Consider the following 22,894-nt stretch of genomic DNA (forward strand, 5'->3'; position numbering starts at 1 on the left):
CATATTCGGCATGTCGAACCTGTTGACTAATCGGACAAAATATACTTCGCAGGTCAGAATGGGAAACGGTATGAAACCAGACAGGGAAGGGATACTCAGGGCCATCCGCGAAAATGGGGGATCGATGCATTATCGGGAACTCGCGCGGCATTTCGACATCGACCGGGTGAGAACAAAGGGGTTTGCCGCTGTTCTCGACCGGCTGGTGTCGGCAGGGGAACTGGTGCTGCTTCGCGGGCAGAGATACGCCCTGCCCGACGCCGGTGGGAATGTTACCGGCAGGCTCGCCACGCACCGCGACGGCTACGGGTTCGTTACCCCCGAGGGTGGCGGGCCGGATATATTCATCCCTGCCCGCTGGCTGCGCGATAATCTCCATGGCGACCTCGTCGAGGTCTCGGTTACCGGCTCAGAGGGTGGCAAACGCGAAGGCAGGGTGATCAGGACTGTTGAGCGCGGCCAGAAGCGGATCATCGGACGTTATGAGCTGCTTCGTGCCTTTGGCCGGGTGGTCAGCGATGACCCCAGGATATCCCATGAGGTGATCGTTCCGGACAAACATGCGGCGAATGCCGTGAACGGCCAGGTTGTCGTGGTGGAACTGACCGGTTACCCCTCGGAGCGGAAGCCGGCAATGGGGCGGATCGTGGAGGTGCTCGGGTGGCCGGACGACCCGGATGTCGAGGTTCAGACCGTAATCCGCAAGTACGAGCTGCCGGATAAGTTTGCCCAGGAAACCCTTGCCGAGGCCCGCACTGTCGGGGTGATCGAAGCGGCAGATCTGGCCGGCCGGACCGACCTGCGCAGTCTGACCATTGTTACCATCGACGGCGAGACGGCCCGCGATTTCGACGATGCCGTGTCGGTACAAAAGGAGGGGGACGGCAGGATCAGGCTCTGGGTTTCCATTGCCGATGTTTCCCACTATGTCCGTGACGGCTTGAATCTCGACCGGGAAGCATATCTCCGCGGGACCTCGGTCTATTTCCCCGACCGTTGCCTGCCAATGCTTCCCGAGTCGCTGTCCAACGGTATCTGCTCTTTGAATCCGCACCAGGACCGCCTGACTCTGACGGCCGAGCTGCTGTTCGACCGGAGCGGCAACCGGATCGAACAGAAATTCTATTCGAGTGTGATCAGGAGTGCGGCCCGGCTCACCTATACCCAGGTTGCCGAGGTGCTGGAGGAGCAGAAGCCGGAAACAATGCAGGAGCTGGCTGCAATCATCGGGGACCTGAAACTGATGGAGGAGCTGGCGCGGCGGCTGATGACGTTGCGCCGGACCAGGGGGAGCCTGGACTTCGATCTTCCGGAGCCGGAGATAATCATCGACATAACGACCGGCACCACGGTTTCCATCGCCCGTTCGACCAGGAACATCGCCCATCGCCTGATCGAAGAGTTCATGCTGGCGGCCAACGAGGCAGTTGCCGGGCACCTGGAACAGTCCGGAACCCCTTCTCTTTACCGGGTTCACGAACCGCCGGCCCCGGAAAAAATTCAGGCGTTCAGCGACCTGGCCGCCGGGTTCGGCCACCATCTTGTCACCGAAGAGGGGAAAGTAACCGGCAGCGAACTGCAGCGGTTACTGGACGGTGCCGTCGGCAAGCCGGAAGAGTTGATGCTGAACCGCGTACTGTTGCGGAGCATGAAACAGGCGCGCTATGCAGCGGAAAACCTCGGCCATTTCGGGCTGGCCGCCAAGACCTACACCCATTTTACCTCGCCGATTCGCCGCTACCCGGATCTGGTGGTGCACCGGCTGCTCAAGGCCGTGCTTGCCGGGCCGCTTCCAGAATCCGAGATCGAGCATCTGACCACATCGCTCCCCGAAACCGGAGTTCATACCAGCAAGCGGGAACGGGTGGCGATGGAGGCCGAGCGGGAGCTGGTGGAGCTGAAGCGTCTCCAGTTCATGAAGCAAAAGATCGGCGAGGAGTTCACCGGGTTCATTATCGGCGTTACTACCAGCGGTTTCTTTGTCGAGCTGACCGAGTATTTTGTCGAAGGGATGGTTCCGCTGACCGGTCTGAAAGACGACTATTATCTCCTGGCGGAGAAGCAGCATGCCTTGGTCGGGGCCAATACCAGAAGGATGTTCCGGATCGGCGACCGGGTCAAGGTCCTGGTGGCCGCGGTCAGCATCGAACAGAGGCAGATCGAGTTTTCGCTGCTAGAGCATATGCCGTTGCAGCAGACCGATGCCGGCTGGGAGATCGACCTGCCGAAACCGAAACGGGTTGTTGGCAAGAGGATCGTCGTCAAGCATGGCAGAGACCGGGGCAAACCGGACACGAGGCCGGGCACGAAAAAGGGTGGAAACCGCAAGGGCCGCGGGAAGCGGCATTGAAAACGGGTTGCACCCGGAACCGCAGCTGTGCTACTTTGCATTGGTTTTGCTCAATAAACTCTTTACCGGCGGTGCATATAAATGGAGAACGAAAAGGGTGGCGATAAGGTCCTTTCGCTCATAGAACATCTGGTCGAGCTTCGTCGCAGGCTGATAGTCATTGTGATTGCCGTTGTCATCGGCATGGGAGTGGCGTGGAATTTCTCGGGGCCGATTCTCTCCTTTATCGAGAAACCTCTCACCGGCAAGACCTATCTGACTGAAATAAAGAAATCGGCATACCTGAAGATCAAGGAGCGGTTCCCTTCCATCTATACCCGGTATCAACTGGATAAGGAGTTCACCGTTACGGCCCGGGACAGGCGGCTCAACTACAGTGCGCCTTTGGAGCCGTTCTTCGTTCAATGCAAGATCTCGGCTATCGCCGGTCTCATCCTGGTGCTTCCGGTGGTGTTCTTCCAGATCTGGCTTTTTGTCGCCCCGGGGTTGACTGTTAAGGAAAAACGGCTGGTTCTGCCGTTCATCAGCGTCAGCACGCTCAGTTTCTGCGTCGGCGCGCTCTTTTTCCTGCTGATCATCTGGCCGGTCATAATAAACTTCTCCCTTTCCTATGAGGCGGAAGGTTTGCAAAGCTGGTTCAACCTCAGTGCCTACGTCAATTTCTGTCTCCGGCTGATCCTGATGTTCGGGCTGATCTTCGAACTTCCAATACTGATGCTTCTGCTGGGGCGGTTCGGAGTCGTCAGTTACCCGTTCCTGGCGCGCAACCGGAAATATGCGCTGCTTGCCAGTTCCGTAATCGCCGCCTTTCATGCCGACCTGATCACGATGTTCGTTATCATGGTGCCGCTGTATCTGATGTATGAAATCAGCATCTGGGTGGTCCTGCTGTTCGGCAAGAAACGAAAGGCGCCGGATACTGCGGAGCTGGCCACAGTCGACTGATTCTCAAGGATGAGAACTGTGTATGGAGATATTTCGCTCTCTGGAAGATATACCCGCAACTCTGGGTAACAGCGTCATAACCATTGGGAACTTCGATGGGGTTCACCTCGGGCACCGGGAGATTTTCCGGACGGTCCGCAAGGCAGCGGAACAGTTGCGGGCTGTTTCGGTTGTGGTGACCTTTGTGCCGCATCCGCTCAAGGTGGTTTCCGCCCCGAAGAAACAGCTCAGGCTGATCAATACCTATACCGAGAAGGAGACCCTGATCGCCGCCTCCGGAATCGACTGCATGCTGGCGATCCCGTTTACCGAATCTTTTGCCGCGCTCTCCGCCAGGGCGTTTGTCGAGGATATCCTGGTCAAGAAGCTGTCGGTTGCGCTCCTCATAATCGGTTATGATTATTCGTTCGGGAGCAACCGGCAGGGAAATGTTTCGACCCTGCTGGAACTCGGCCGGGAGTTCGGTTTCAAGGTCCGGGTGCTGGAACCCATCGGACATGACGGATTGGTTTACAGCAGCAGCAAGGTGCGGGAGCTTATTCAGGAAGGTGACGTGGCCGGGGTGGTACCGCTGCTCGGGCGTCATTTCTCGCTTGGCGGCACCGTGGTGGCAGGTCATCACCGGGGGGCAGGCATCGGGTTCCCCACAGCCAACATCAGGACTGAAAAGGAGCTGGTGCCTGCCAGCGGCGTTTATGCCGTCAAGGTCAAGATCGATGAAACGATTTACGACGGGGCCTGCAATATCGGCAATAATCCGACCTTCGATAACGATGAGTCGTCCATCGAGGTGTTTCTCTTCGATTTCGCGGGCGATCTGTACGGCAAGGAGCTGCGGATCTATTTTGTGACAAGGATTCGTGATGAGCGCCGGTTTTCTGGAATCGACGAACTGAAAAGCGCCATTAGCGCCGATGTGTCCCGATGCCGTGAGATTCTGGCTGCGACAGCGCTGATGGAATACCGGGAATACCTGGAGAGAGGCTGATTTTGGGGAAGCAGGGCGTAGATATCAAATTCTGGGTGGGGATCGGCATCAGTGCACTCTGCATGGGGCTGCTGTTTACAAAGATCGATCCGCACAAGGTTGCCGCGGCATTCCGCGAGATGGACTGGCGTTACCTGATACCGGCGGTGATTGCCACCTTTATCAGCTTTTTCGGCCGGGCCGTGCGGTGGCACTTTCTGGTGCTGCCGCTCAAGAAGGTGACCATCGGTTCACTCTATCCGGCGACCATCATCGGCTACATGGCCAACAACATCCTCCCGGCCCGGCTTGGTGAGTTTGTCCGGGCTTTCGTGCTGGCGCGTAAGGAAGGGCTCGATGCCAGCGCGGTCTTTGCCACCCTCGTGGTTGACCGGCTCTGCGACGGATTCACTGTGCTATTGATGCTGCTCCTGACCTTTTTCACCCTGCATCTGCCCCCTGGTATGGAGACGGTCCAGCACCGGATGGTTGCCGGTGGGTATATTACCTTGGCCCTGTACTGCGGCGTGATTGCCTTCCTGATCATACTCAAGCGCCGGACATCCTGGACCCTGAGCCTGGTCGGAAAGCTGCTCCGGCCATTCCCTGCAGTTCTGTCAGAAAAGGTGATTCCGCTGCTCGGCTCCTTCATAGCCGGAATCAGGCTGTCAACAAAACCGGCCGAGCTGATGGCGGTCTTTGGCAGCTCCATATTCATTTGGGCATTTGCCGCCTGGCCGGTGGATCTGCTGCTCCGTTCCTTCGGCATAATTCTACCGTTCAACGGGTCACTCTTTATCCTCATCTTCCTGGTGTTCGGGGTCATGGTGCCTGCGTCCCCCGGTTATGTCGGCACCTACCACATCGCCTGCGTTACGGCGTTGGCGGCATTCAATATCCCTTCTGAAAAGGCGTTGTCCGTGGCGCTGGTGATCCATGGCGTCAGCTTTTTCCCGGTGATCATCGCCGGGGCCTACCATATGTGGCGGGAAAAGATATCTTTCTCCTCCATCAGGACAACCTCGTCCGAAAAGGAGCAACTCTCTTGATAGCCGATCGACTGATCTCCAGACTGGACCACTGTGCGTTGCTTTCTTTCCTGATTCCTCTCAGCATTTATCTGATGACGCTGGCGCCATCCGTGACTTTTTTTGACAGCGGCGAGTTTGTGACCGCCATCTATTCCCTGGGGTCGGCCCATTCACCCGGTTATCCTTTTTTTATCAATTATGCTAAGCCGTTCACCTTTCTCCCTTTTGGGAGCATTGCGTTCCGGGTGAATATTGCTACAGCGATATCGGCTGCTGCGGCATGTTATGCCGTATACATGCTGGTAACTCATATCCTTGCCCGGGAGAGCATCTCTGACGACAGCCGGTTTTCACTCCTGTACATCCGCCTTACCGGACTTGCCGCTGCGCTTTCCTTTGCCTTTACTCCCCGTCTCTGGCTCCAATCGAATCATGACAAGCCGTATCCGATCATATCATTCATCGCTGCGGTCGTCTTCTTTCTGGTGCTCAGGTGGCGAGAGACATACAAAGAGGGTGAAGAGCGTCCTGCTTACATCTACCTAGGGGCATTTCTCTGCGGGCTCGGCTTCGGCGCCCATCAGACCATGGTTTTGATGGTGCCGGTCTATGCCTTCATGATCATTGCCACTGATTGGCGGGTCATCTGGCGCATCAAGGAGATGGTGCTGGCTATTGCTTTTGCCACGCTCGGCTTTGCCGTGCATCTCCATATCCCGGTTCGCGCGACCCGAAACCCTTTGCTGAACTGGGGAGACGCCAAGACCCTCGATCAGTTCCTGTGGCATTTTCTCCGCAAGGGGTATCCGGTCGAAAAGCCGGTGCGGGACTTTAACCTGTTCTGGCAACAGGTGAATGGCTTTAATGTCCCGACCGAGTATACCTGGATCGGTCTGGTGCTGCTGGTGATCGGCTGCCTGCTGTTCCTGCGCAAGTTCTACCACGGAATCCTGGCCTACCTTGTCGGGATACTGTCATTTCTGGCGGTGATCGTTGGTTATTTCAACACGCCGCAAGACCTGATCTTTCTGACCGAGGAGTTTTTCACCCCGCTGTACCTTTTTTCGGCGGTTTTCATCGGGCTTGGACTGTTCGGCATGATCAAGCTGGTCCTGTTCATTCTCCCTATGCTGCGCAGACCGGCGCTCCCGGGGGCAGGAGCGGTAGCGGGGCTGCTGTTTGCTCTACCCTTCAGTATCTGCTCCCTGAATTACATCGAGAACGACCAGCATCTGAACTACATAGCCAATGACTATGCCAGCAACACCCTGCGCACACTTCCGCAGGGTGCGGTTCTCTATACATGGGGGGACAGCGGCGCCTTTCCTCTCTGGTATCTTCAAGGGGTGGAAAAGATGCGGGAGGATGTCGATCTCCTGCATACACCCCATCTGGTCTTTGACTGGTATCTGAACGGCTTTCCTCACCTGTTCAAGCAGAGCATACTCCGGTCAATTCCTCTGGAAACCCAGATGCCGGAGAACGTGCTCAAGATGGCAATATCGGAACAGATAGGGAAACGGCCCGTGTATGTGGATTTTTCCACCAGGTATTCCGTACCCTTTGAATCTTTTGCGCTGATGCAGAAAGGGATCTGTTACCAGCTGAAATACCAGGAGGGGGGGGGCAACGTCCTCCCTGATACATCGGTTTGGGATTTGTACAGCCTGAGGGGGATGAGCGGCGACATGTTTTTCCGCGACCTTGATACCGGCAAGGCCATTCTGATCTATGCCAACAGCCGTGTTGAGGCAGGTGAGGCCCTGATCCGTTTCGGCAGGTTCGACGAGGCCAAGCAGCAGTTAATGTCGGCTGAACAGATCTCACCGGAGATCAGTAGGCAGGTGAACCAGATCCGCTCCAGTTACGGCCTCAGATGAAACATATCTGCAGCCGGCCATAAAAATCCGTTGATACGTAGCCTTGACAAGATTGAGCCTTGTTTTACTATGTAGTATTGATATCAATCTTTGCGATTGAGCCACACACAACTGACGGAAATCAACGGCAAGGGTAAAAGCTTCATAAGCAACGGTTGCGAACCCGGATAACCAGATCTGCCCATACTTTCTTCGCAGTGTTAGTGGCTGCTGTCTCAAGGTTTCGAAGCGAAGCGATTGGACTTTTTGCGTCGCCGTCAAATATGAGGTTTTTATGCAGTCAAGCAGGCTCGGTGATCTCCTTGTCCGGAACAACCTTATTACCAGAGAGCAGCTTATGGCGGCTCTCGAAGAGCAGAAACAGGCCGGGAGCCAGGTGCGGCTCGGCACCATTCTGATCCGAAGCAACATCATCACCGAAGAAGATCTTGTATCCTTTCTTTCCAAGCAGTACGGCGTCCCTTCAATAAACCTTTCCGAAGTTGAAATCGACCCGGCGGTGATCAAAACCGTGCCGGTAGATGTTGCCCAGAAATACCAGGTCGTGCCTGTGAACCGGGCCGGCGGCACGCTTATTGTCGCCATGAGCGATCCCTCCAACATTTTTGCCGTCGATGACATCCGCTTCATGACCGGATTCAGCATCGAAGTGGTGGTCGCGCCGGAATCCGCAATCAAATCAGCCATCGACAAGTATTATGACCAATCGGCCTCGCTGGCAGACGTCATGAGCGATATCGAGGGGCTTGATGACCTTGAGGTGGTAGGCGAAGAGGAAGATGTCGATATCTCCTCACTGGAGCGCGCCACCGAGGACGCGCCGGTCGTAAAACTCGTGAACCTGATTTTGACCGACGCCATTAAGAAAAAGGCGAGCGACATCCATATTGAGCCTTACGAAAGGACGTTCCGTGTTCGTTACCGGATTGACGGGGTCCTGTACGAGGCGATGAAGCCGCCGATGAAGCTCAAGAATGCCATCACCTCCCGCATCAAGATTATGTCCGAATTGGACATTGCCGAGCGGCGGCTCCCGCAGGACGGCAGGATCAAGATCAAGCTCGGTGGCGGCAAGGACATGGATTTCCGTGTCTCGGTATTGCCGACACTCTTTGGCGAAAAGATCGTTCTCCGCCTCCTCGATAAATCCAACCTGCAGCTCGACATGACTAAGCTCGGTTATGAAACGGATGCTCTTGCCCATTTCCAGACCGAAATCCACAAGCCGTTCGGCATGGTGCTCGTCACCGGCCCGACCGGCAGCGGCAAGACGGTATCGCTCTATTCGGCTCTGTCCGAACTTAACAAGGTCACGGAGAATATCTCTACGGCAGAAGATCCGGTTGAATTCAACTTTGCCGGGATCAATCAGGTGCAGATGCACGAGGATATAGGGCTTACCTTTGCTGCGGCGTTGCGTGCCTTTCTCCGGCAGGATCCGGACATCATCATGATTGGGGAGATCAGGGATTTCGAGACTGCCGAAATTGCGGTAAAGGCCGCTCTGACCGGCCACATGGTGCTTTCCACACTGCATACCAACGATGCCCCCGCCACGATCAACCGTCTGCTCAACATGGGGATCGAGCCTTTCCTGGTGGCATCGGCCGTGAACCTGATCACGGCGCAACGCCTGGCGCGCCGGGTATGTTCTGAATGCAAGGTCGTTGAAGAAGTCCCGGTAAAAGCGCTTATCGGTGCCGGGGTTCCGAAGGAAGAGGCCGAGCAGTATGTCTGCTATCACGGCACCGGCTGCCCCAAGTGCAACGGCACCGGCTACAAGGGTCGCGTCGGATTTTACCAGGTTATGCCGATGCTTGAAGAGATCAGGGAACTGATCCTCAACGGGGCCAACACCGCTGAAATCAAGCGGGAGTCCATGAGGCTCGGGATCAAGACCATGAGGCAGTCGGGACTGACTAAACTCAAGGAAGGCGTCACCTCTTTCGAAGAGGTGTTGCGCGTTACCGTGGCTGACGATTAAGAAGGGGGCACAATGGCGAATCTGCATCAGTTGCTGAAAGAGCTTGTTGAGCGCGGCGGTTCCGATCTTCATATCACCACCAATACGCCACCCCAGATCCGGGTTGACGGAAAATTGATGCCAATGGATTTGCCGCCGTTGAATTCCGTGGATACCAAGCAACTCTGTTACAGTGTTTTGACAGAGGCTCAGAAGCACAAGTTCGAGGAAGAGAGTGAACTGGACCTTTCCTTCGGAGTAAAAGGTTTATCGCGTTTCCGCGGCAACATCCTGGTGCAGAGAGGGGCCGTTGCCGGCGTATTCAGGGTGATCCCTTACAAGATCCTCACCTTTGAGGAACTCGGGTTGCCACCGGTCGTCACGTTTCTGGCCGAGAAACCGCGAGGACTGATACTGGTGACCGGTCCTACAGGGAGCGGGAAGTCCACCACTCTCGCCTCAATCATCGACAAAATCAATACGGACCGGCATGATCATATCGTCACCATTGAGGACCCGATAGAATACCTGCATCCGCACAAAGGGTGCCTGGTAAACCAGAGAGAAGTCGGCGCCGACACCAAAAGCTTCAAGAACGCCCTGAAATATGTGCTTCGGCAGGATCCGGACATTGTCCTCGTTGGCGAGTTAAGGGATCTGGAAACCATAGAGGCCGCGCTGACCCTGGCCGAGACAGGGCACCTCTGTTTCGCCACTTTGCACACCAACTCCTGCGCCCAGACCATCAACCGTATCATCGACGTCTTCCCCCCGTACCAGCAGACCCAGGTGCGGACGCAACTCTCCTTCGTGCTCGAAGGGGTGTTGTCGCAGACCCTGATTCCAAAGGCAGAAGGGCGAGGCAGGGTCCTTTCCCTGGAGGTGATGGTCCCGAACCCGGCGATCCGCAACCTGATCCGCGAGGACAAGATCCATCAGATTTATTCGCAGATGCAGGTGGGGCAGGACAAGTTCGGGATGCAGACCATGAACCAGTCTCTGTATAGTCTTTACATGAGGCGGTTGATCTCGCTTGAAGATGCAATGGGCCGGTCTCCGGAGCCCGACGAGCTGAAACAGATGCTGTCCGGACCGGGCGGTGGGCCAGGGCAGATGCGAAAACCGATGCGGTGACGAATCTGATTAATCGGCAGGCAGGATTTATATAAAGTCCCGACAATTGGGCGCGTAGAATCTGGGAGCGAGGCGCAGATCACGACGCAGATTAAGCGTCAGCAGCAGTGGGACTTTTGACAGATCCCGGTATTGAGGAGGAACAATGCCCAAATTCAACTGGGAAGCAAGGAACAGGTCAGGACAGGCGCAAAAAGGGGTCATGGAAGCCGATAGCGTGAGCCTTGTCGAAGCCCAGCTCAAGCGTTTCGGCTTTACCGGCATATCTATAAAAGAGGAAGGGAAGGGGTTCGGCAAGGAATTAAAGATCCCCGGCCTGGGGGGCGCAAAAAAAGTTGAAACTAAAGATCTGGTCGTGTTCACCCGCCAGTTTGCGACCATGATCGATTCCGGACTACCGTTGGTGCAGTGCCTCGATATCCTCTCTTCGCAGCAGGAGAACAAGACCTTCAAGGATGTGCTCCTGAGGGTCAAGGAGAACGTCGAGAGCGGTTCCACCTTTGCCGACTCCCTGGCCAAACATCCGAAGGTATTTGACCAGCTCTATGTAAACCTTGTTGCTGCCGGCGAGATCGGCGGTATCCTGGATACCATCCTCAACCGGCTTGCCGCCTACATCGAAAAGGCGATGAAACTGAAGAAGCAGGTAAAGGGGGCAATGGTCTATCCCACTACCATTATTTCGATCGCAATCGTTGTCGTAGGCGTGATCCTGGTTTTCGTTATCCCCACTTTTGCCAAGATGTTCGCTGATTTCGGGAGCGATCTCCCGGCGCCGACCAAGATTGTCATCGGCCTCAGTAACTTCTTCAAAAAGTATATAATTGTGATGATTGCCGCGGGGATAGCGGTCAAATACGCCTTCGGCAAATATTACAACACGCCGATGGGGAGGAAGAACATTGACCGCCTTGCTCTCAAGGCGCCCATTGCCGGGCCTCTCATCCGGAAGGTCGCGGTTGCCAAGTTCACGCGTACGCTCGGAACCATGATCAGCAGCGGTGTTCCGATTATGGATGGCCTTGAGATCGTTGCTAAGACCGCCGGAAACAAGGTTGTTGAAGAGGCGATCTACAATGTGAGGCAGTCGATTTCCGAAGGGAAAACCATTGCGGAGCCGCTGGCCGAGTGCGGCGTTTTCCCGCCAATGGTGGTTCAGATGATTGCGGTTGGTGAAGCCACTGGAGCCATGGATACAATGCTCAACAAGATAGCGGATTTCTACGACGACGAGGTTGACGATGCCGTATCAGCTCTTACCGCTATGATGGAGCCTTTGCTGATGGTGGTCTTGGGGACTACTGTCGGTGGATTGGTTGTGGCCATGTATCTGCCGATATTCAAGCTTGCGGGAGCTGTCGGCGGTTAGACGATGAGCGACAGGAGGCGTCTCACCTGGTACGCTATCGCCAGGATGATCGTGGTCACGCTGTTTTACGCCTCCACGGCAATCCTCTATGAGCGGCGTCCGGACAGTTTCGAGAGCATCTCCCTTCCCGGTCTCTGGAAGCTCATCGGTGCAACCTACCTCTTTTCGTTATTTTCCCTTGCGGCCCTCAGTCTGCAGGAGCGAGTTCGGCCAATCCTGATTTACACCCAGGTCATCTGGGATCTGTTGTTGGTAACCCTCCTGGTACTCCTTACCGGCGGCATATCTTCGCCTTATTCTTTTCTCTACATGCTGGCCATCATATCCGCCTCAACGCTTTTGTCCCGGCGGGAGGCGTTTTATGCCGCATCGCTCTGCGCAATATTGTACGGTTCGATTATTGATCTGCAGTTCTACGGGAAGCTGATCTCCATCGGTTTGAGTTCGAACTCAGCCCAGCAATACGGCCTGCCGTACCTTCTCTATACGGTTTTCCTCAATATCACGGCATTTTATCTCACGGCACTGCTTACCGGATATCTGGCCGAGCGGGTCAAGGCGAGCGAGAATGCCCTGCTGGAAAAAGAGATCGATTACCTTGAACTCGAACGGCTCAACAGTTCGATCGTGAAAAACCTTACCAGCGGTTTGATGACAGTGACACCGGATGGAAAGGTCAGGGTATTTAACCGATTTGCGGAGGAACTGACCGGTATTTCCCAGGAAAAGGCCTATGATCGACCGTTGGGAGAACTGATTCCCGGGTTTGAGCCGGTACTATCCAAAGAGGATACTGTAGTATCCGGCGAGGCTTTCTTTCACGATCCGGCCGGAGAGGAGATGATATTCGGGTTCCGCGCGATCAGGTTTTTTGACAATAAGGGCGAATTCAGCGGCATCATAATCAATTTTGAAGACTTGAGCCGAATCAGGCGGATGGAAGAGGAGTTGAAGCGTGCCGACCGTCTGGCCGCCATCGGAGAGCTTTCCGCGAGAATCGCCCATGAAATTCGCAACCCGCTTGCCTCCATAAGCGGTTCGGTGCAACTGATGGCCCAGGCGGATGAGATACCGGAAAAGGACCGCAAGCTGCTTGCCATTGTTCTTCGGGAGACCGACCGGCTGAATGCCCTGATAAGCGATTTTTTGGTGTATGCGCGTCCGGTATCGCTTAATCGGCAGAATGTCCTGCTGAGGGAACTATTCGTTCAGCTGGATGCGCTCCTTAAACCGGATCCCAGGTTCCTGCCGGTAACCATGAACATCTCTGCAGAAGATGGAGTCACAGTCCTGGCCGATCGCGACCAGCTGCAACAGGTTTTCTGGAACCTGCTCGTGAATGCTGCCGAAGCGATGCCTGCCGGCGGGGAAATATCGGTCGAAGGTTCCAGGGTCCATCTGAGCGGAAGCCGGTCAGAGCAGAAGGACTTAGTGAGGATAGATGTCACTGATACCGGTACCGGCATGGCTGCTGCCGCCACTAAGCATCTTTTTGAACCGTTTTTCACCACCAAGCCCGATGGTACCGGATTGGGGCTCGCTACGGTCTACCGGATAATTGCGGCGCACGACGGGAAAATCTTTGTTGAGAGTTTACCGGGCAAGGGGACGAAATTCAGCATTCTGCTTCCTGCAGGGGAGATAGGTGAGGAGTAATGGAAAAGTCACGGGTTCTGGTGGTCGACGATGAACTGAGTATGAGGGAGTTTCTGATCATTCTGCTCGAAAGGGAAGGTTATAATGCCGAGCAGGCTGCTGATGCCGAGGAAGCCTTGATCCGCCTGGAAAGCGGTAACTACGAGCTGGTAATCTCCGATGTGAGCATGCCCGGACTTTCCGGGCTTGAGCTTCTCGACCGGATCAAGCAGTTGACGCCGGAGACCGCGGTGCTGCTCATTACCGCCTATACCACTGCCGAACAGGCTGTCGAGGCGATGAAACTCGGCGCCTATGACTACATTGCCAAGCCGTTCAAGGTGGAAGAGATAAAGGTGCTCGTCAGGAACGCGCTGGAAAAGCGGATGCTGCAGCGCGAAAACCAGCTCTTACGCCGGGAAGTACAGGAACGGTACAGTTTTAGCGGTCTGATCGGCAAGAGCCCAAAGATGAAGGCAGTGTATTCCCTGATCGAAAAAGTTGCGGGCAGCATGGCAACGGTCCTGATCCTTGGTGAGAGCGGCACGGGAAAAGAGCTGGCCGCCAAGGCGATCCATTACAACGGTCCGCGGAAGGATAAGCGTTTTGTGGCCGTTAACTGTGGGGCAATACCGGAAAACCTGATTGAGGCCGAACTGTTCGGCCACCGGAAAGGGGCATTCACAGGTGCGGTAGCAGATCGGTCCGGACTGTTCGAGCAGGCTGAAGGTGGGACGCTGTTTCTGGACGAAATCGGAGAAGTGCCGCTGCAGCTGCAGGCGAAGTTGTTGCGGGTCCTTCAGGAAAAGGAGTTCCGGCGGATCGGTGACGATCTGGACAAAAAATCCGATGTGCGGATTATTGCCGCGTCCAACAGAGACCTTGAAGATCTGGTCCGCGAGGGGAATTTCCGGGAGGACCTTTATTACCGGCTTGACGTGGTCCAGCTAAAAATGCCTTCGCTTCGAGAGCGGCCTGAGGATATTCCGCTTCTTACCGAACATTTCTATCGCAAATTCAGTGGCAATACGGATATCCGGGGTTCTATCGAAACCGAAGCGCTCAAGGTGCTGATCAGTTATCCGTTCCCGGGTAATGTCCGGGAACTGGAAAACATAGTCGAACGGTCTGTGGTGATCGGCGACAATACAATATCCATCGCTTCCCTGCCGCATCACGTCGTCAATTTTCAGCAGGGGGGTGGGGGTAGCCAAAGTTTTGCCATTCCGGCGGAAGGTGTGAACCTTGAGGCATATCTGGACGGGATTGAGAAGCGTTACCTGCTGCAAGCTCTGGAACAGTGCGGCGGGGTAAGGAAGAAGGCGGCCGAGCTCCTGGGGCTTTCATTTCGGTCGATGAGGTACCGGCTGGCGAAATTCGGCATGGATGAGGAATAGTCGGCATATTCTGTCTGACTATTAGTTTGGGTGACAAAATTTGTCACCTTAAGTGACATTTATTTGTTGCCTGCGGCCGGCCGCTTAAGAAGATTAATGGAACGGCATGACATAACATATTGGAAGCATAGAGTATATGTGGGAAGGCGTTATCTGGCACGGTTCTAGCTCTATAAGAAATATAAATTCCGCTAAAGTTCGTCCGGATGCTTCCGATAACTGAAGAAAATCCAATTTTGTAAAATGCGTTACACAATCAGAAAGGAGAAACAAGCATGTTGAGCAAACTCAGAAGCAACAAGGGCTTTACACTCATCGAGCTGCTGATCGTTGTTGCGATCATCGGCATCCTGGCGGCCATCGCCATTCCGCAGTTCTCTGCCTACAGGGAGAAGGCGTACAACACTGCCGCCAATGCGGATGACAAGAATGCCAAGACCGGTGAAGAAGCCTACAACGCCGACAATCAGAAATATCCACTTGCCTACGACCAACATTGATAAATACTATAGGAGACCATTATGAAAAAGATCATTGCATTAACCGCCCTGATTGTTATATCTGCAAGCAGTTATGCTGCTGCTGGAGCATTGGCAACAAATACGGTATCTAATGCAGGCACGGCAATCTACGGTGGCGCTGATGCGACAGGTGCTGGAGCGGCCTCATCACCGTTGTTCAAGCTGTCTACTGGCGTCAGCACAATAATCAACTTTGATGCCGCAGGCGTCGGCTATGCGGTTTTCACCAAGCATGTAAAGGGTACAAAGGTTTTCGGCACTGCGTACGATTCAACTGCAATCAGCTATTTTACTGAGGCTCCAGGCACATTGACCACTACTAATACCGGTTCAGCTACGGCTGTTCCATCAGGATGGACATCGATGTAGTTTTTTTGTCGAAGACTTTTAATACCGGCGGGATGTTATGGCATCCCGCTTTTTTAGTTTCTTTTTCTACCCAACCTTTTATGCGCATTCGCTACCAGATCATGCTGTTGATCATTGTCGTGCTCGGGGCCTACTATCCCTCCCTCTCTGCGCCGCTGAACTCGGTCGATGACCCGGGCATGTATTCGTACCTCCTAAATACCGACAACTTCAGTCTCCGTTCCCTTTTCTTTCCTGGTAGATCTGGCGGGTATTACCGGCCGTTGCTGGTGCTGTCATTCCTGTTCGACAAATACGTATGGGGACTGGAACTGAGTTTCATGCATCTGGGCAACATCTTGGTCCATCTCTGTAATGCCATACTCGTTTATTTCATCACCCATAAGGCATCTACTCTGATCGGCCGGCAGGCAACATATTTCCCATTGACAGCTGCCATTCTGTTTGCAGTTCATCCGATCGGCACAGAGTCGGTCTGCTGGATTTCAGGAAGAACCGACCTTCTGGCCGGAGTTTTTTCTCTTGCTGTCGGTATGGCTGTTGCTGAATCACCCCTTGACGTTACCGCGCTCTCTGGTATCTGCATGCTGTATGTTATTGGCCTGTCTTGCCAAAGAAACAGCGAGTTTTTTTTCTGCCTGCAGCCGTCGCTGTCCCCTTTTTCTTACATCCAGGCTCTGTAATCTGGAAAACATTTCGCAGGTACATGCCTCACTGCATGGTGTTTGGGCTTGCCGGGATCGGGTACTTCGTATTGCGCAGGTTTGCCCTCTATAAGGGGGATCATGGGATCGCGCGGGTTGTTACCCATGTTACCGGTGAGAAGAGTTTTGATCTCATGGTCAATGCTCAAATGGTTTTAAAATCCATTGGTTTTTATGCAAAAAAACTCGTTATGCCGTTTCCGCTTAATTTCGGTATTATGCATGTTTCCGACATATATATTCTGATCGGCCTGGCGGTATGCTGCTGTATAGTGTGGTTTGCCACTCGACGACGGTCACTGGCCGGGTACTTTTTTCTTTCAGCCCTGGCCATTGCTTCTTCTACGCTGTTGATTCTGCTGCTGCGCATTACCTGGACTCCTTTGGCCGAACGGTATATGTATATCCCCGCGGCGTTTTTTGTCGCTGGTTCCACTACGATGATTCTGCAGTGGCAGAAGTGCTTGCTCTATCAGAAACAACTGGTTGCCATTGCAGGCGTTATTGCTATGATTGCGCTGTATGGCACCTTTACCCGCAATCTTCTCTGGCAGGATAACCTGGCGCTTTATAGAGACACGGTCAGAAAGTCTCCCGGTTTTATGCCGGCGCAAAACGAGTTGGCTACCGCATTGAAGCAAAGTGGTAAGCCAGACGAGGCGCTGGCGATATACAAGACCTTCCGGATGCGTGATGATGTGGTGAATTCCCAATACGGGATGATGAACAAGGCAGGCGCTTATGCCGACAATAACGATTTTGCGGGCGCCAGAAGCATTCTCGAAGATACCCTAAAAACCCCTGGCAAGCTGGAAGCGCCCATTCTGGAAAAGATGCTGGAAATCAACAAAATTGAAGTCATGAGGGGGAAAGCAACCGGATCAGCAGTCTATTCGGATTCTGTGAAACGTCTTTCGCGTCTGTATGAGATCACTGGAAATCCGTTTCATCAGTATCGGCTCGGCGTCATTCATCTTCATGAAAAGCACGATGAACTGGCTCTACAGTCATTCAATATTGTAGTGAAGACCGCGGCGCCCGGTGTATATTATCGGAAGCCGGCAGAGAAGCTTGCCGCTTCCCTGGCAACAAAGTTGAATGTCAGCACATCTTCCGGAGGGGAACAGAAATAATGAATATGATCATCGGCGTTACTCTGAAAGGTATTTTCCGTGACCGGGTTTTCCAGGGCATCCTGACGGCAGCCGTTTTGTTCCTGGCCATTCCATCGGTCAGCACACTTTCCATGCGGCAGGTCACTGAACTCTCAATAACTCTCTCCCTCTCCCTTGTTTCTTTTATCATGCTTTTGCTGGCGGTATTCCTTGGCGGGACCTCAATATGGAGGGATATTGAGCGGCGTTATACGTTCAGTGTCCTTTCGCTGCCGCTGACCCGATCCAGCTACCTGTTCGGCCGCTTCGCCGGCATCGCGATCTTCCTGCTGTTGACGGCCGCTGTTCTTGCTGTGGCTACCGTTGCGGTGGTGTTTGTAGTGTCAGGCAATTATCCGCCTGAGCGTCCGGTTGCCTGGGGGGCGATTGCTGCAGCTGTCGGCTTTGATGCCTTGAAATACATTTTTCTGGTGGCCTTTGCCGTGCTGTTTTCTTCGGTAAGCACTTCGTTCTTTCTCCCCATATTCGGCACCATTACAATTTTTTTGGTCGGAGGCGCCACTCAGCAGGTCTACGATTATGTTCATTCCCAGGCCGGGCAGGCGCTGGCCCCGCTTGTACGACAGATCGCAACTGCCCTCTATTACGTCCTCCCGAACTTTTCCGCATTTGATCTGAAGGTTAACGCCATTTACGCCCTGAAGCTGAATTTTCAGGGGCTCGTCCTCACGGCTGGTTATTTCTCCGTCTATACCGCTATTGTCCTGTTTGTCTCCGCCGCGATATTTTCTCGGCGTGAAATGAAGTAAGGGGTTGTTATGGGCGCGCGAAACTTCATTTTGATAATGTCACTGCTCCTCGGCCTTTATTTCATCATATTGATGCCGTTCACAGTTTACATGACCAGCAAGCCTTATGTTGAAAAGCTCGGCATTATCCCACGAGCAGAGGTTCTTCAGGTTGTATCGGCCGACCAGAAGCAATTGGTGGGCGCTTCCATTATCACTAAGGTTGTCATGTATTTCGGTGGTCTGCTTGGGACGGAGCAGTCAAAAATCTCATTGCCACCCGATTACCAGGCCATGTCCAGGACTCTGCATGCTGCAATGCGCCTCGACCCATATAATATGGATGGTTACTATTTTGCGCAGTCGATTCTTGTGTGGGATGTGAGGCAGTTCATGATTGCCAACAACCTATTGGAAAGCGGCATGAAGTATCGGACCTGGGATTGGAGTCTCCCCTATTTTGCCGGGTTCAATTACGCCTTTTTTCTTAAGGATTACGCCAATGCCGCCAAATATTTCAAGCTTGCCGGAGATCTTTCCGGGAATCCTTTGTTTGTAAACCTGACTGGGCGTTACCTGCACGAAGCCGGGCAGACCGAGATGGCAATTTCATATATCAATACCATGAAAAAAAGTGCGAAGAACCCAGCCATAAAGAAGACATATACGATACGTCTAAAAGCCCTGGAGGCTGTGCGCAGCATCGAGAATGCAAGGGATGCCTACCGGGCTGCCATGGCTCATTTGCCCGCATCTCTTGACGAGCTTGTGTCGTCCGGCTATTTGAAGAAGCTTCCAGCAGACCCCTACGGCGGGAAATTTTATCTTGAACCTGACGGTAAGGTAATGACTACAAGTAAATTTGCTTTTTCCAAATAGAGAAGTGATTTCCGCAAAGTACGAGGTTTTTTCATGAATGCGATAGAGATTGCCGGTCTTTTCAAAACCTTTAAAATGAAAAAAAGGCGCTCGGGTAGAGGCCTTGAAAAATCTTGACCTTTCCGTGAAGCAGGGCGAGGTCTTCGGTTTTCTAGGGCCGAATGGCGCAGGGAAAAGCACGACAATCAAGATTCTTCTTGGGCTAATAACCCCTTCCGCAGGGAATGCCAAGATCATGGGAGTCGATGTTTCCTCTCACGGGGCTCGCCGTAGCGTTGGGTACCTTCCGGAGAACCCCGCTTTTTATGATTACTTGACTGCTGAGGAATACCTGGAGTTTGTGGGAAAGACTTTTAATCTTCCAGATGCTTTACTGCGGGAAAGCATCGAAAAGGTTTTGAAGTTGCTGGAGTTGTGGGACGCCCGCAAAAGACCCATGCGTGGTTACAGCAAAGGGATGGTGCAACGCCTCGGCCTGGCCCAGGTGCTGCTTCACGATCCGGAGGTCTACATCCTGGATGAACCGATGAGCGGGCTTGACCCCCTTGGCAGGGCGATGGTGAAGGATGTTATAAGAGAGCTGAAACTGAGGGGCAGGACGGTCTTTTTCAGTACTCACATAACTTCTGATGTGGAAGCGGTCTGTGACCGGGTAGGGGTTATAGTGGATGGCTGTCTGCAGTCTGTAGACTCTGTGGATGATTTGATGATCCGGGGGATTGAAGGTTACAGGGTCCAGGTTCGCGATGCTGTGCACGGGCTGGAAGAGCAGTTTACTGCGAGTAACCGTCAAGGCGATATTGTGGAGTTCACCGTTACGAGCCAAGATTTGAAACTGCTTCTGGAGAAGGTCGTTTTGTCGGGTGCCGAGGTTGTTATCGTTGAGCCGAGGCGCAAAGATCTTGAATCCTTTTTCCTGGACACGGTTTCCAGGGGGAGAGGATGACAGCGGTGACATCCAATTTAGCAGTTTTCGGTTAAATACAGCTCACATGTGGCAGGTTACGGCTGTTCATTCCAAACAATTTTCCCCGGTTGTCGCGCCTCGTTGACTATATGCCTCCGAGTATTTCGGTTAAATGATATCTTCTTGCAACGTCTCTTAATGCAATCGTTTGTTCTGCCGATATGTCCGTCCTTGAATGAAACTGGGTTTAGGACCCGGTCGATTGCGAATCTGTTGCTTTTGTAACCTTTATTTTCAGGAATGACCTGCTACAATTACCCGTGAATAAAGGCCCTTTATGGCAGGAGTTTAATAGCATTGCAGATAGCGGCGTTTTGCGAACTTGTACGTCCCAAACAATGGCTCAAGAACCTGATGCTGTTCTTCCCCCCTTTTCTAGGGGGAGCGATTGCAAAGACCAACATCCTTCATAAGGGGTTAATTCCTTTTGTCGCTTTTTGCTTAGTTTCAAGCGCAGTGTATGTTATTAACGACATCCATGACATCGAAAACGATGCCAAACATCCTGAAAAGCGTAACAGGCCGCTACCTTCAGGGCGGGTAACGATTTTCAATGCCCGGGCGTTATATCTTCTCCTTCTTGCATCTAGCGTTGCCCTTTCTCTTACCATATCCATACCTTTTGCCCTTTTCACCATGATTTATCTTATGGTCTCCCTGGCCTATACCAATATTTTCAGGGATATGGCGGTCGTAGACCTGCTCTGTATTTCCAGCCTCTTTATAATCAGGCTGCTGGCCGGAGGGGTGGCATTCGGGATCGTGGTTTCAGACTGGCTGTTCTTGACGGTTTTTTTACTTGCAGTGTTTCTGAGCACCGGTAAACGGTTGAGCGAAAAGATGGCCCTGGGCGAATCCGCAGGGGAACACAGGAAGTCCCTTTCAGCCTATCCCGATGGTTTTCTGGACGGCACAATGTATATGACCGGCGGGGCAGTGCTGGTTACTTACACCATGTATGTCATAGTGCGTAGCTCAATGGTTTACACCGTACCACTTTGCTGTTTCGGCCTTCTACGCTACATCTACCGTGTCAAGAGGGGGCAGGAGGGCGATCCGACCGATTCACTTCTCCACGACATCCCGCTTCTGGTCATAAGCATAGCCTGGGCCATTCTTGTCGCATGGGGTATCTATGGCCGCTAACGGGTTAAGGGCAAAGGTACTGCAGGGGCTCTACAGGATTTTCCCGTTCGATCTTTCCGGCGACTGTAATCTGAATGCCTCATCTGACGGGATAAGGATTTCGTGCGTCATAAACTTCTTCGGCCGACTCGACCTTCTGTCAGGGATCCTCCATTCACTAGCTGGCCAGAAAATGCCCCGCGAGCTTTTCGAAGTCATTCTTGTGGAAGACCGGGGAGGCACATCTGACGGTAAAAAATGCGCGGAGGAATTCTCGACCTCTCTCCAGACGAGATATATCCCCCTGGACAGTCATTACGGCAAGATGGGTTACTCACGCAACACCGGTCTTGCCGCCACAAAGGGAGAGATTGTACTGTTTCTCGACGACGATACCGTCATCCTGCAGCCCGACTTCCTGGAAATACTCTACGCAACCTTCAGTTTAAATCCTTCCGTCGATGCGGTAGTGCCGCATGGAAACGCAAGCTTTGCCCTGACGGAAGACAAGTATGACTACCACGATCCGTATTTCATGACCAGCCGCTGCACTGCTTACCGGCGGGCGGTGCTCGCCGATCTTGCCGGCTTTGTCTCGGATTTTGTCGGCCAGGAGGATGTGGAGTTCGTCACCCGGTTCAACATTACAGGCAAAACAGCGATGAACTGCCCTGATCTGAACTATTTTCACCCGCCGATGCTGGTCCCCAATCTCAGAAAACCCAAGGCGGTCGGTTACTCCTTTTATAGACTGAAGAGCAGGTATTCCTTTGTTTTATGGCTGTTGCTGCTTTTCAACTGTGCCAGGCATGCCCCATTATTGTTTATCCCAGTTCGCCGATTCAGGGAGCAGGGGCGGTTCGGAGTCGGTTTCCTATTCGGAATCATCGAAGGGGTGCGTGGAGGTAGGGCGCAGAGCTATTCATGAACGGTCAGAGAGAACTATTGATAGAGCCTGGGCGAACCGCAGGCCAATACTGGAGAGATATCTGGCTATACCGGGAGCTGTTCCTGTTCCTGGCCTGGCGCGACATCCTGGTCCGATACAAGCAGACGGTGATCGGCATCATCTGGAGCCTGCTCAGGCCTCTGCTTACCATGATCGTATTTACTGTAGTTTTCAGTAAGCTTGCCAGGCTTCCATCGGACGGCATTCCCTATCCGGTGATGGTATACTGCGGCATGATCCCATGGCAGTTCTTTTCCAATGCGCTGTCCGAATCATCCAACTCTCTCATTGACAACGCAAACCTTCTGACCAAGGTGTATTTCCCCAGGATAATTGTTCCGGCCAGTTCGGTAGTGGTAAGCCTGGTGGATTTTGCCATCTCCCTTGTAATCCTGGGTGGATTGCTGCTCTGGTACGGGATCATACCGGACTGGCGGATTTGCCTGCTGCCGCTCTTTCTTGTGCAGGCGCTTGTATTCGCCTTTGGCTGCGGCTTGTGGATATCCGCCCTGAATGTGCAGTACAGGGATTTCCGGTATGTGATCCCTTTTGCCGTCCAGTTTGGTCTCTATATTTCACCTGTGGGGTTCACCAGCAGCATAGTCCCCGAACAGTGGCGACTACTCTATTCGCTGAACCCGATGGTCGGAGTTATTGAGGGGTTCCGCTGGGCTATTGCCGGGCAGGCTACCCAGATCTATTGGCCTGGGTATCTCCTGTCACTTGCTCTTATACTGATTATATCCATTGGAGGCTTTTTCTGGTTCCGACGAATGGAGCGCACCTTTGCGGACACGATATAGAAG

At 53.4% G+C, this 22,894-nt stretch carries 20 protein-coding genes; all 20 read left to right on the forward strand.

The window, feature by feature from the left end; translation table 11 throughout:
- Nucleotides 1-70 precede the first annotated feature (70 nt).
- The 20 genes from rnr to OR1_RS18720 all read left to right on the forward strand — a co-directional run bounded on the left by rnr (nt 71) and on the right by OR1_RS18720 (nt 22,891).
- On the forward strand, nt 71-2,350 hold the full coding sequence (rnr, locus tag OR1_RS18625; protein WP_041974301.1) for a ribonuclease R: 2,280 nt from the start codon (nt 71-73) through the stop codon (nt 2,348-2,350).
- Between the two features lie 81 nt (nt 2,351-2,431).
- Nucleotides 2,432-3,295, forward strand: coding sequence for a twin-arginine translocase subunit TatC (gene tatC / locus OR1_RS18630; protein WP_041974224.1), 864 nt, complete (start codon nt 2,432-2,434; stop codon nt 3,293-3,295).
- Between the two features lie 22 nt (nt 3,296-3,317).
- Nucleotides 3,318-4,283 carry a bifunctional riboflavin kinase/FAD synthetase gene (locus tag OR1_RS18635; RefSeq protein ID WP_041974228.1) on the forward strand — a complete coding sequence of 322 codons (966 nt, stop codon included), beginning with the start codon at nt 3,318-3,320 and terminating at the stop codon, nt 4,281-4,283.
- Nucleotides 4,284-4,285: 2 nt separating this feature from the next.
- Nucleotides 4,286-5,311: a lysylphosphatidylglycerol synthase transmembrane domain-containing protein gene (locus tag OR1_RS18640; RefSeq protein ID WP_082003039.1), complete on the forward strand. Its 1,026-nt coding sequence runs from the start codon at nt 4,286-4,288 to the stop codon at nt 5,309-5,311.
- Complete coding sequence (locus OR1_RS18645) at nt 5,308-7,173, forward strand: DUF2723 domain-containing protein (protein WP_237754356.1); 1,866 nt, start codon at nt 5,308-5,310, stop codon at nt 7,171-7,173. Before OR1_RS18640 ends, OR1_RS18645 begins: the two co-directional genes overlap by 4 nt.
- A 274-nt stretch (nt 7,174-7,447) precedes the next feature.
- Nucleotides 7,448-9,157 carry a type IV-A pilus assembly ATPase PilB gene (gene pilB, locus OR1_RS18650; RefSeq protein WP_041974230.1) on the forward strand — a complete coding sequence of 570 codons (1,710 nt, stop codon included), beginning with the start codon at nt 7,448-7,450 and terminating at the stop codon, nt 9,155-9,157.
- Nucleotides 9,158-9,169: 12 nt separating this feature from the next.
- Complete coding sequence (locus OR1_RS18655; RefSeq protein WP_041974232.1) at nt 9,170-10,270, forward strand: type IV pilus twitching motility protein PilT; 1,101 nt, start codon at nt 9,170-9,172, stop codon at nt 10,268-10,270.
- 145 nt (nt 10,271-10,415) lie between these two features.
- Nucleotides 10,416-11,639: a type II secretion system F family protein gene (locus tag OR1_RS18660; RefSeq protein WP_041974235.1), complete on the forward strand. Its 1,224-nt coding sequence runs from the start codon at nt 10,416-10,418 to the stop codon at nt 11,637-11,639.
- A gap of 3 nt (nt 11,640-11,642) precedes the next feature.
- Entirely contained in the window at nt 11,643-13,295 is a 1,653-nt protein-coding gene (locus OR1_RS18665) for a nitrogen regulation protein NR(II) (protein WP_041974238.1), read from the forward strand.
- Nucleotides 13,295-14,671 (forward strand): sigma-54 dependent transcriptional regulator, encoded by a 1,377-nt coding sequence (locus OR1_RS18670; protein ID WP_041974241.1) that lies wholly within the window; start codon nt 13,295-13,297, stop codon nt 14,669-14,671. Before OR1_RS18665 ends, OR1_RS18670 begins: the two co-directional genes overlap by 1 nt.
- A gap of 275 nt (nt 14,672-14,946) precedes the next feature.
- Nucleotides 14,947-15,171: a type IV pilin protein gene (locus tag OR1_RS23065; protein WP_041974243.1), complete on the forward strand. Its 225-nt coding sequence runs from the start codon at nt 14,947-14,949 to the stop codon at nt 15,169-15,171.
- Nucleotides 15,172-15,192: 21 nt separating this feature from the next.
- A complete protein-coding gene (locus OR1_RS18680; protein ID WP_041974245.1) occupies nt 15,193-15,561 on the forward strand; it encodes a hypothetical protein in 369 nt (122 codons plus the stop codon).
- A gap of 80 nt (nt 15,562-15,641) precedes the next feature.
- The gene (locus tag OR1_RS18685; protein ID WP_041974247.1) at nt 15,642-16,244 is read left to right on the forward strand and encodes a hypothetical protein; all 603 of its coding nucleotides are present in this window, start codon (nt 15,642-15,644) and stop codon (nt 16,242-16,244) included.
- A 23-nt stretch (nt 16,245-16,267) separates the two neighbouring features.
- Nucleotides 16,268-17,398, forward strand: coding sequence for a tetratricopeptide repeat protein (locus OR1_RS18690; protein WP_152609974.1), 1,131 nt, complete (start codon nt 16,268-16,270; stop codon nt 17,396-17,398).
- The gene (locus OR1_RS18695; RefSeq protein WP_041974254.1) at nt 17,398-18,189 is read left to right on the forward strand and encodes an ABC transporter permease; all 792 of its coding nucleotides are present in this window, start codon (nt 17,398-17,400) and stop codon (nt 18,187-18,189) included. The genes OR1_RS18690 and OR1_RS18695 overlap by 1 nt, the downstream gene beginning before the upstream one ends.
- A gap of 9 nt (nt 18,190-18,198) precedes the next feature.
- The gene (locus OR1_RS18700; protein ID WP_041974259.1) at nt 18,199-19,047 is read left to right on the forward strand and encodes a hypothetical protein; all 849 of its coding nucleotides are present in this window, start codon (nt 18,199-18,201) and stop codon (nt 19,045-19,047) included.
- 103 nt (nt 19,048-19,150) lie between these two features.
- Nucleotides 19,151-19,993 carry an ABC transporter ATP-binding protein gene (locus OR1_RS18705; RefSeq protein WP_305047304.1) on the forward strand — a complete coding sequence of 281 codons (843 nt, stop codon included), beginning with the start codon at nt 19,151-19,153 and terminating at the stop codon, nt 19,991-19,993.
- A 318-nt stretch (nt 19,994-20,311) separates the two neighbouring features.
- Nucleotides 20,312-21,160 (forward strand): decaprenyl-phosphate phosphoribosyltransferase, encoded by an 849-nt coding sequence (locus OR1_RS18710; RefSeq protein WP_370543374.1) that lies wholly within the window; start codon nt 20,312-20,314, stop codon nt 21,158-21,160.
- On the forward strand, nt 21,150-22,067 hold the full coding sequence (locus OR1_RS18715; protein WP_041974263.1) for a glycosyltransferase family 2 protein: 918 nt from the start codon (nt 21,150-21,152) through the stop codon (nt 22,065-22,067). The genes OR1_RS18710 and OR1_RS18715 overlap by 11 nt, the downstream gene beginning before the upstream one ends.
- Nucleotides 22,064-22,891 carry an ABC transporter permease gene (locus OR1_RS18720; protein ID WP_041974265.1) on the forward strand — a complete coding sequence of 276 codons (828 nt, stop codon included), beginning with the start codon at nt 22,064-22,066 and terminating at the stop codon, nt 22,889-22,891. Before OR1_RS18715 ends, OR1_RS18720 begins: the two co-directional genes overlap by 4 nt.
- The last annotated feature ends 3 nt before the right edge of the window (nt 22,892-22,894 follow it).

The organism is Geobacter sp. OR-1 (assembly GCF_000813145.1).
Classification (GTDB): domain Bacteria; phylum Desulfobacterota; class Desulfuromonadia; order Geobacterales; family DSM-12255; genus Geoanaerobacter.

Bases quoted from the DNA above. Each gene is read 5' to 3' on its own strand.
- tatC (WP_041974224.1), top strand. From the start codon at position 2,432: ATGGAGAACGAAAAGGGTGGCGATAAGGTCCTTTCGCTCATAGAACAT.
- OR1_RS18720 (WP_041974265.1), top strand. From the start codon at position 22,064: ATGAACGGTCAGAGAGAACTATTGATAGAGCCTGGGCGAACCGCAGGC.
- OR1_RS18715 (WP_041974263.1), top strand. From the start codon at position 21,150: ATGGCCGCTAACGGGTTAAGGGCAAAGGTACTGCAGGGGCTCTACAGG.
- rnr (WP_041974301.1), top strand. From the start codon at position 71: ATGAAACCAGACAGGGAAGGGATACTCAGGGCCATCCGCGAAAATGGG.
- pilB (WP_041974230.1), top strand. From the start codon at position 7,448: ATGCAGTCAAGCAGGCTCGGTGATCTCCTTGTCCGGAACAACCTTATT.
- OR1_RS18700 (WP_041974259.1), top strand. From the start codon at position 18,199: ATGGGCGCGCGAAACTTCATTTTGATAATGTCACTGCTCCTCGGCCTT.
- OR1_RS18685 (WP_041974247.1), top strand. From the start codon at position 15,642: ATGCGCATTCGCTACCAGATCATGCTGTTGATCATTGTCGTGCTCGGG.
- OR1_RS18680 (WP_041974245.1), top strand. From the start codon at position 15,193: ATGAAAAAGATCATTGCATTAACCGCCCTGATTGTTATATCTGCAAGC.
- OR1_RS23065 (WP_041974243.1), top strand. From the start codon at position 14,947: ATGTTGAGCAAACTCAGAAGCAACAAGGGCTTTACACTCATCGAGCTG.
- OR1_RS18635 (WP_041974228.1), top strand. From the start codon at position 3,318: ATGGAGATATTTCGCTCTCTGGAAGATATACCCGCAACTCTGGGTAAC.
- OR1_RS18660 (WP_041974235.1), top strand. From the start codon at position 10,416: ATGCCCAAATTCAACTGGGAAGCAAGGAACAGGTCAGGACAGGCGCAA.
- OR1_RS18695 (WP_041974254.1), top strand. From the start codon at position 17,398: ATGAATATGATCATCGGCGTTACTCTGAAAGGTATTTTCCGTGACCGG.
- OR1_RS18655 (WP_041974232.1), top strand. From the start codon at position 9,170: ATGGCGAATCTGCATCAGTTGCTGAAAGAGCTTGTTGAGCGCGGCGGT.
- OR1_RS18670 (WP_041974241.1), top strand. From the start codon at position 13,295: ATGGAAAAGTCACGGGTTCTGGTGGTCGACGATGAACTGAGTATGAGG.
- OR1_RS18690 (WP_152609974.1), top strand. From the start codon at position 16,268: ATGCCTCACTGCATGGTGTTTGGGCTTGCCGGGATCGGGTACTTCGTA.
- OR1_RS18665 (WP_041974238.1), top strand. From the start codon at position 11,643: ATGAGCGACAGGAGGCGTCTCACCTGGTACGCTATCGCCAGGATGATC.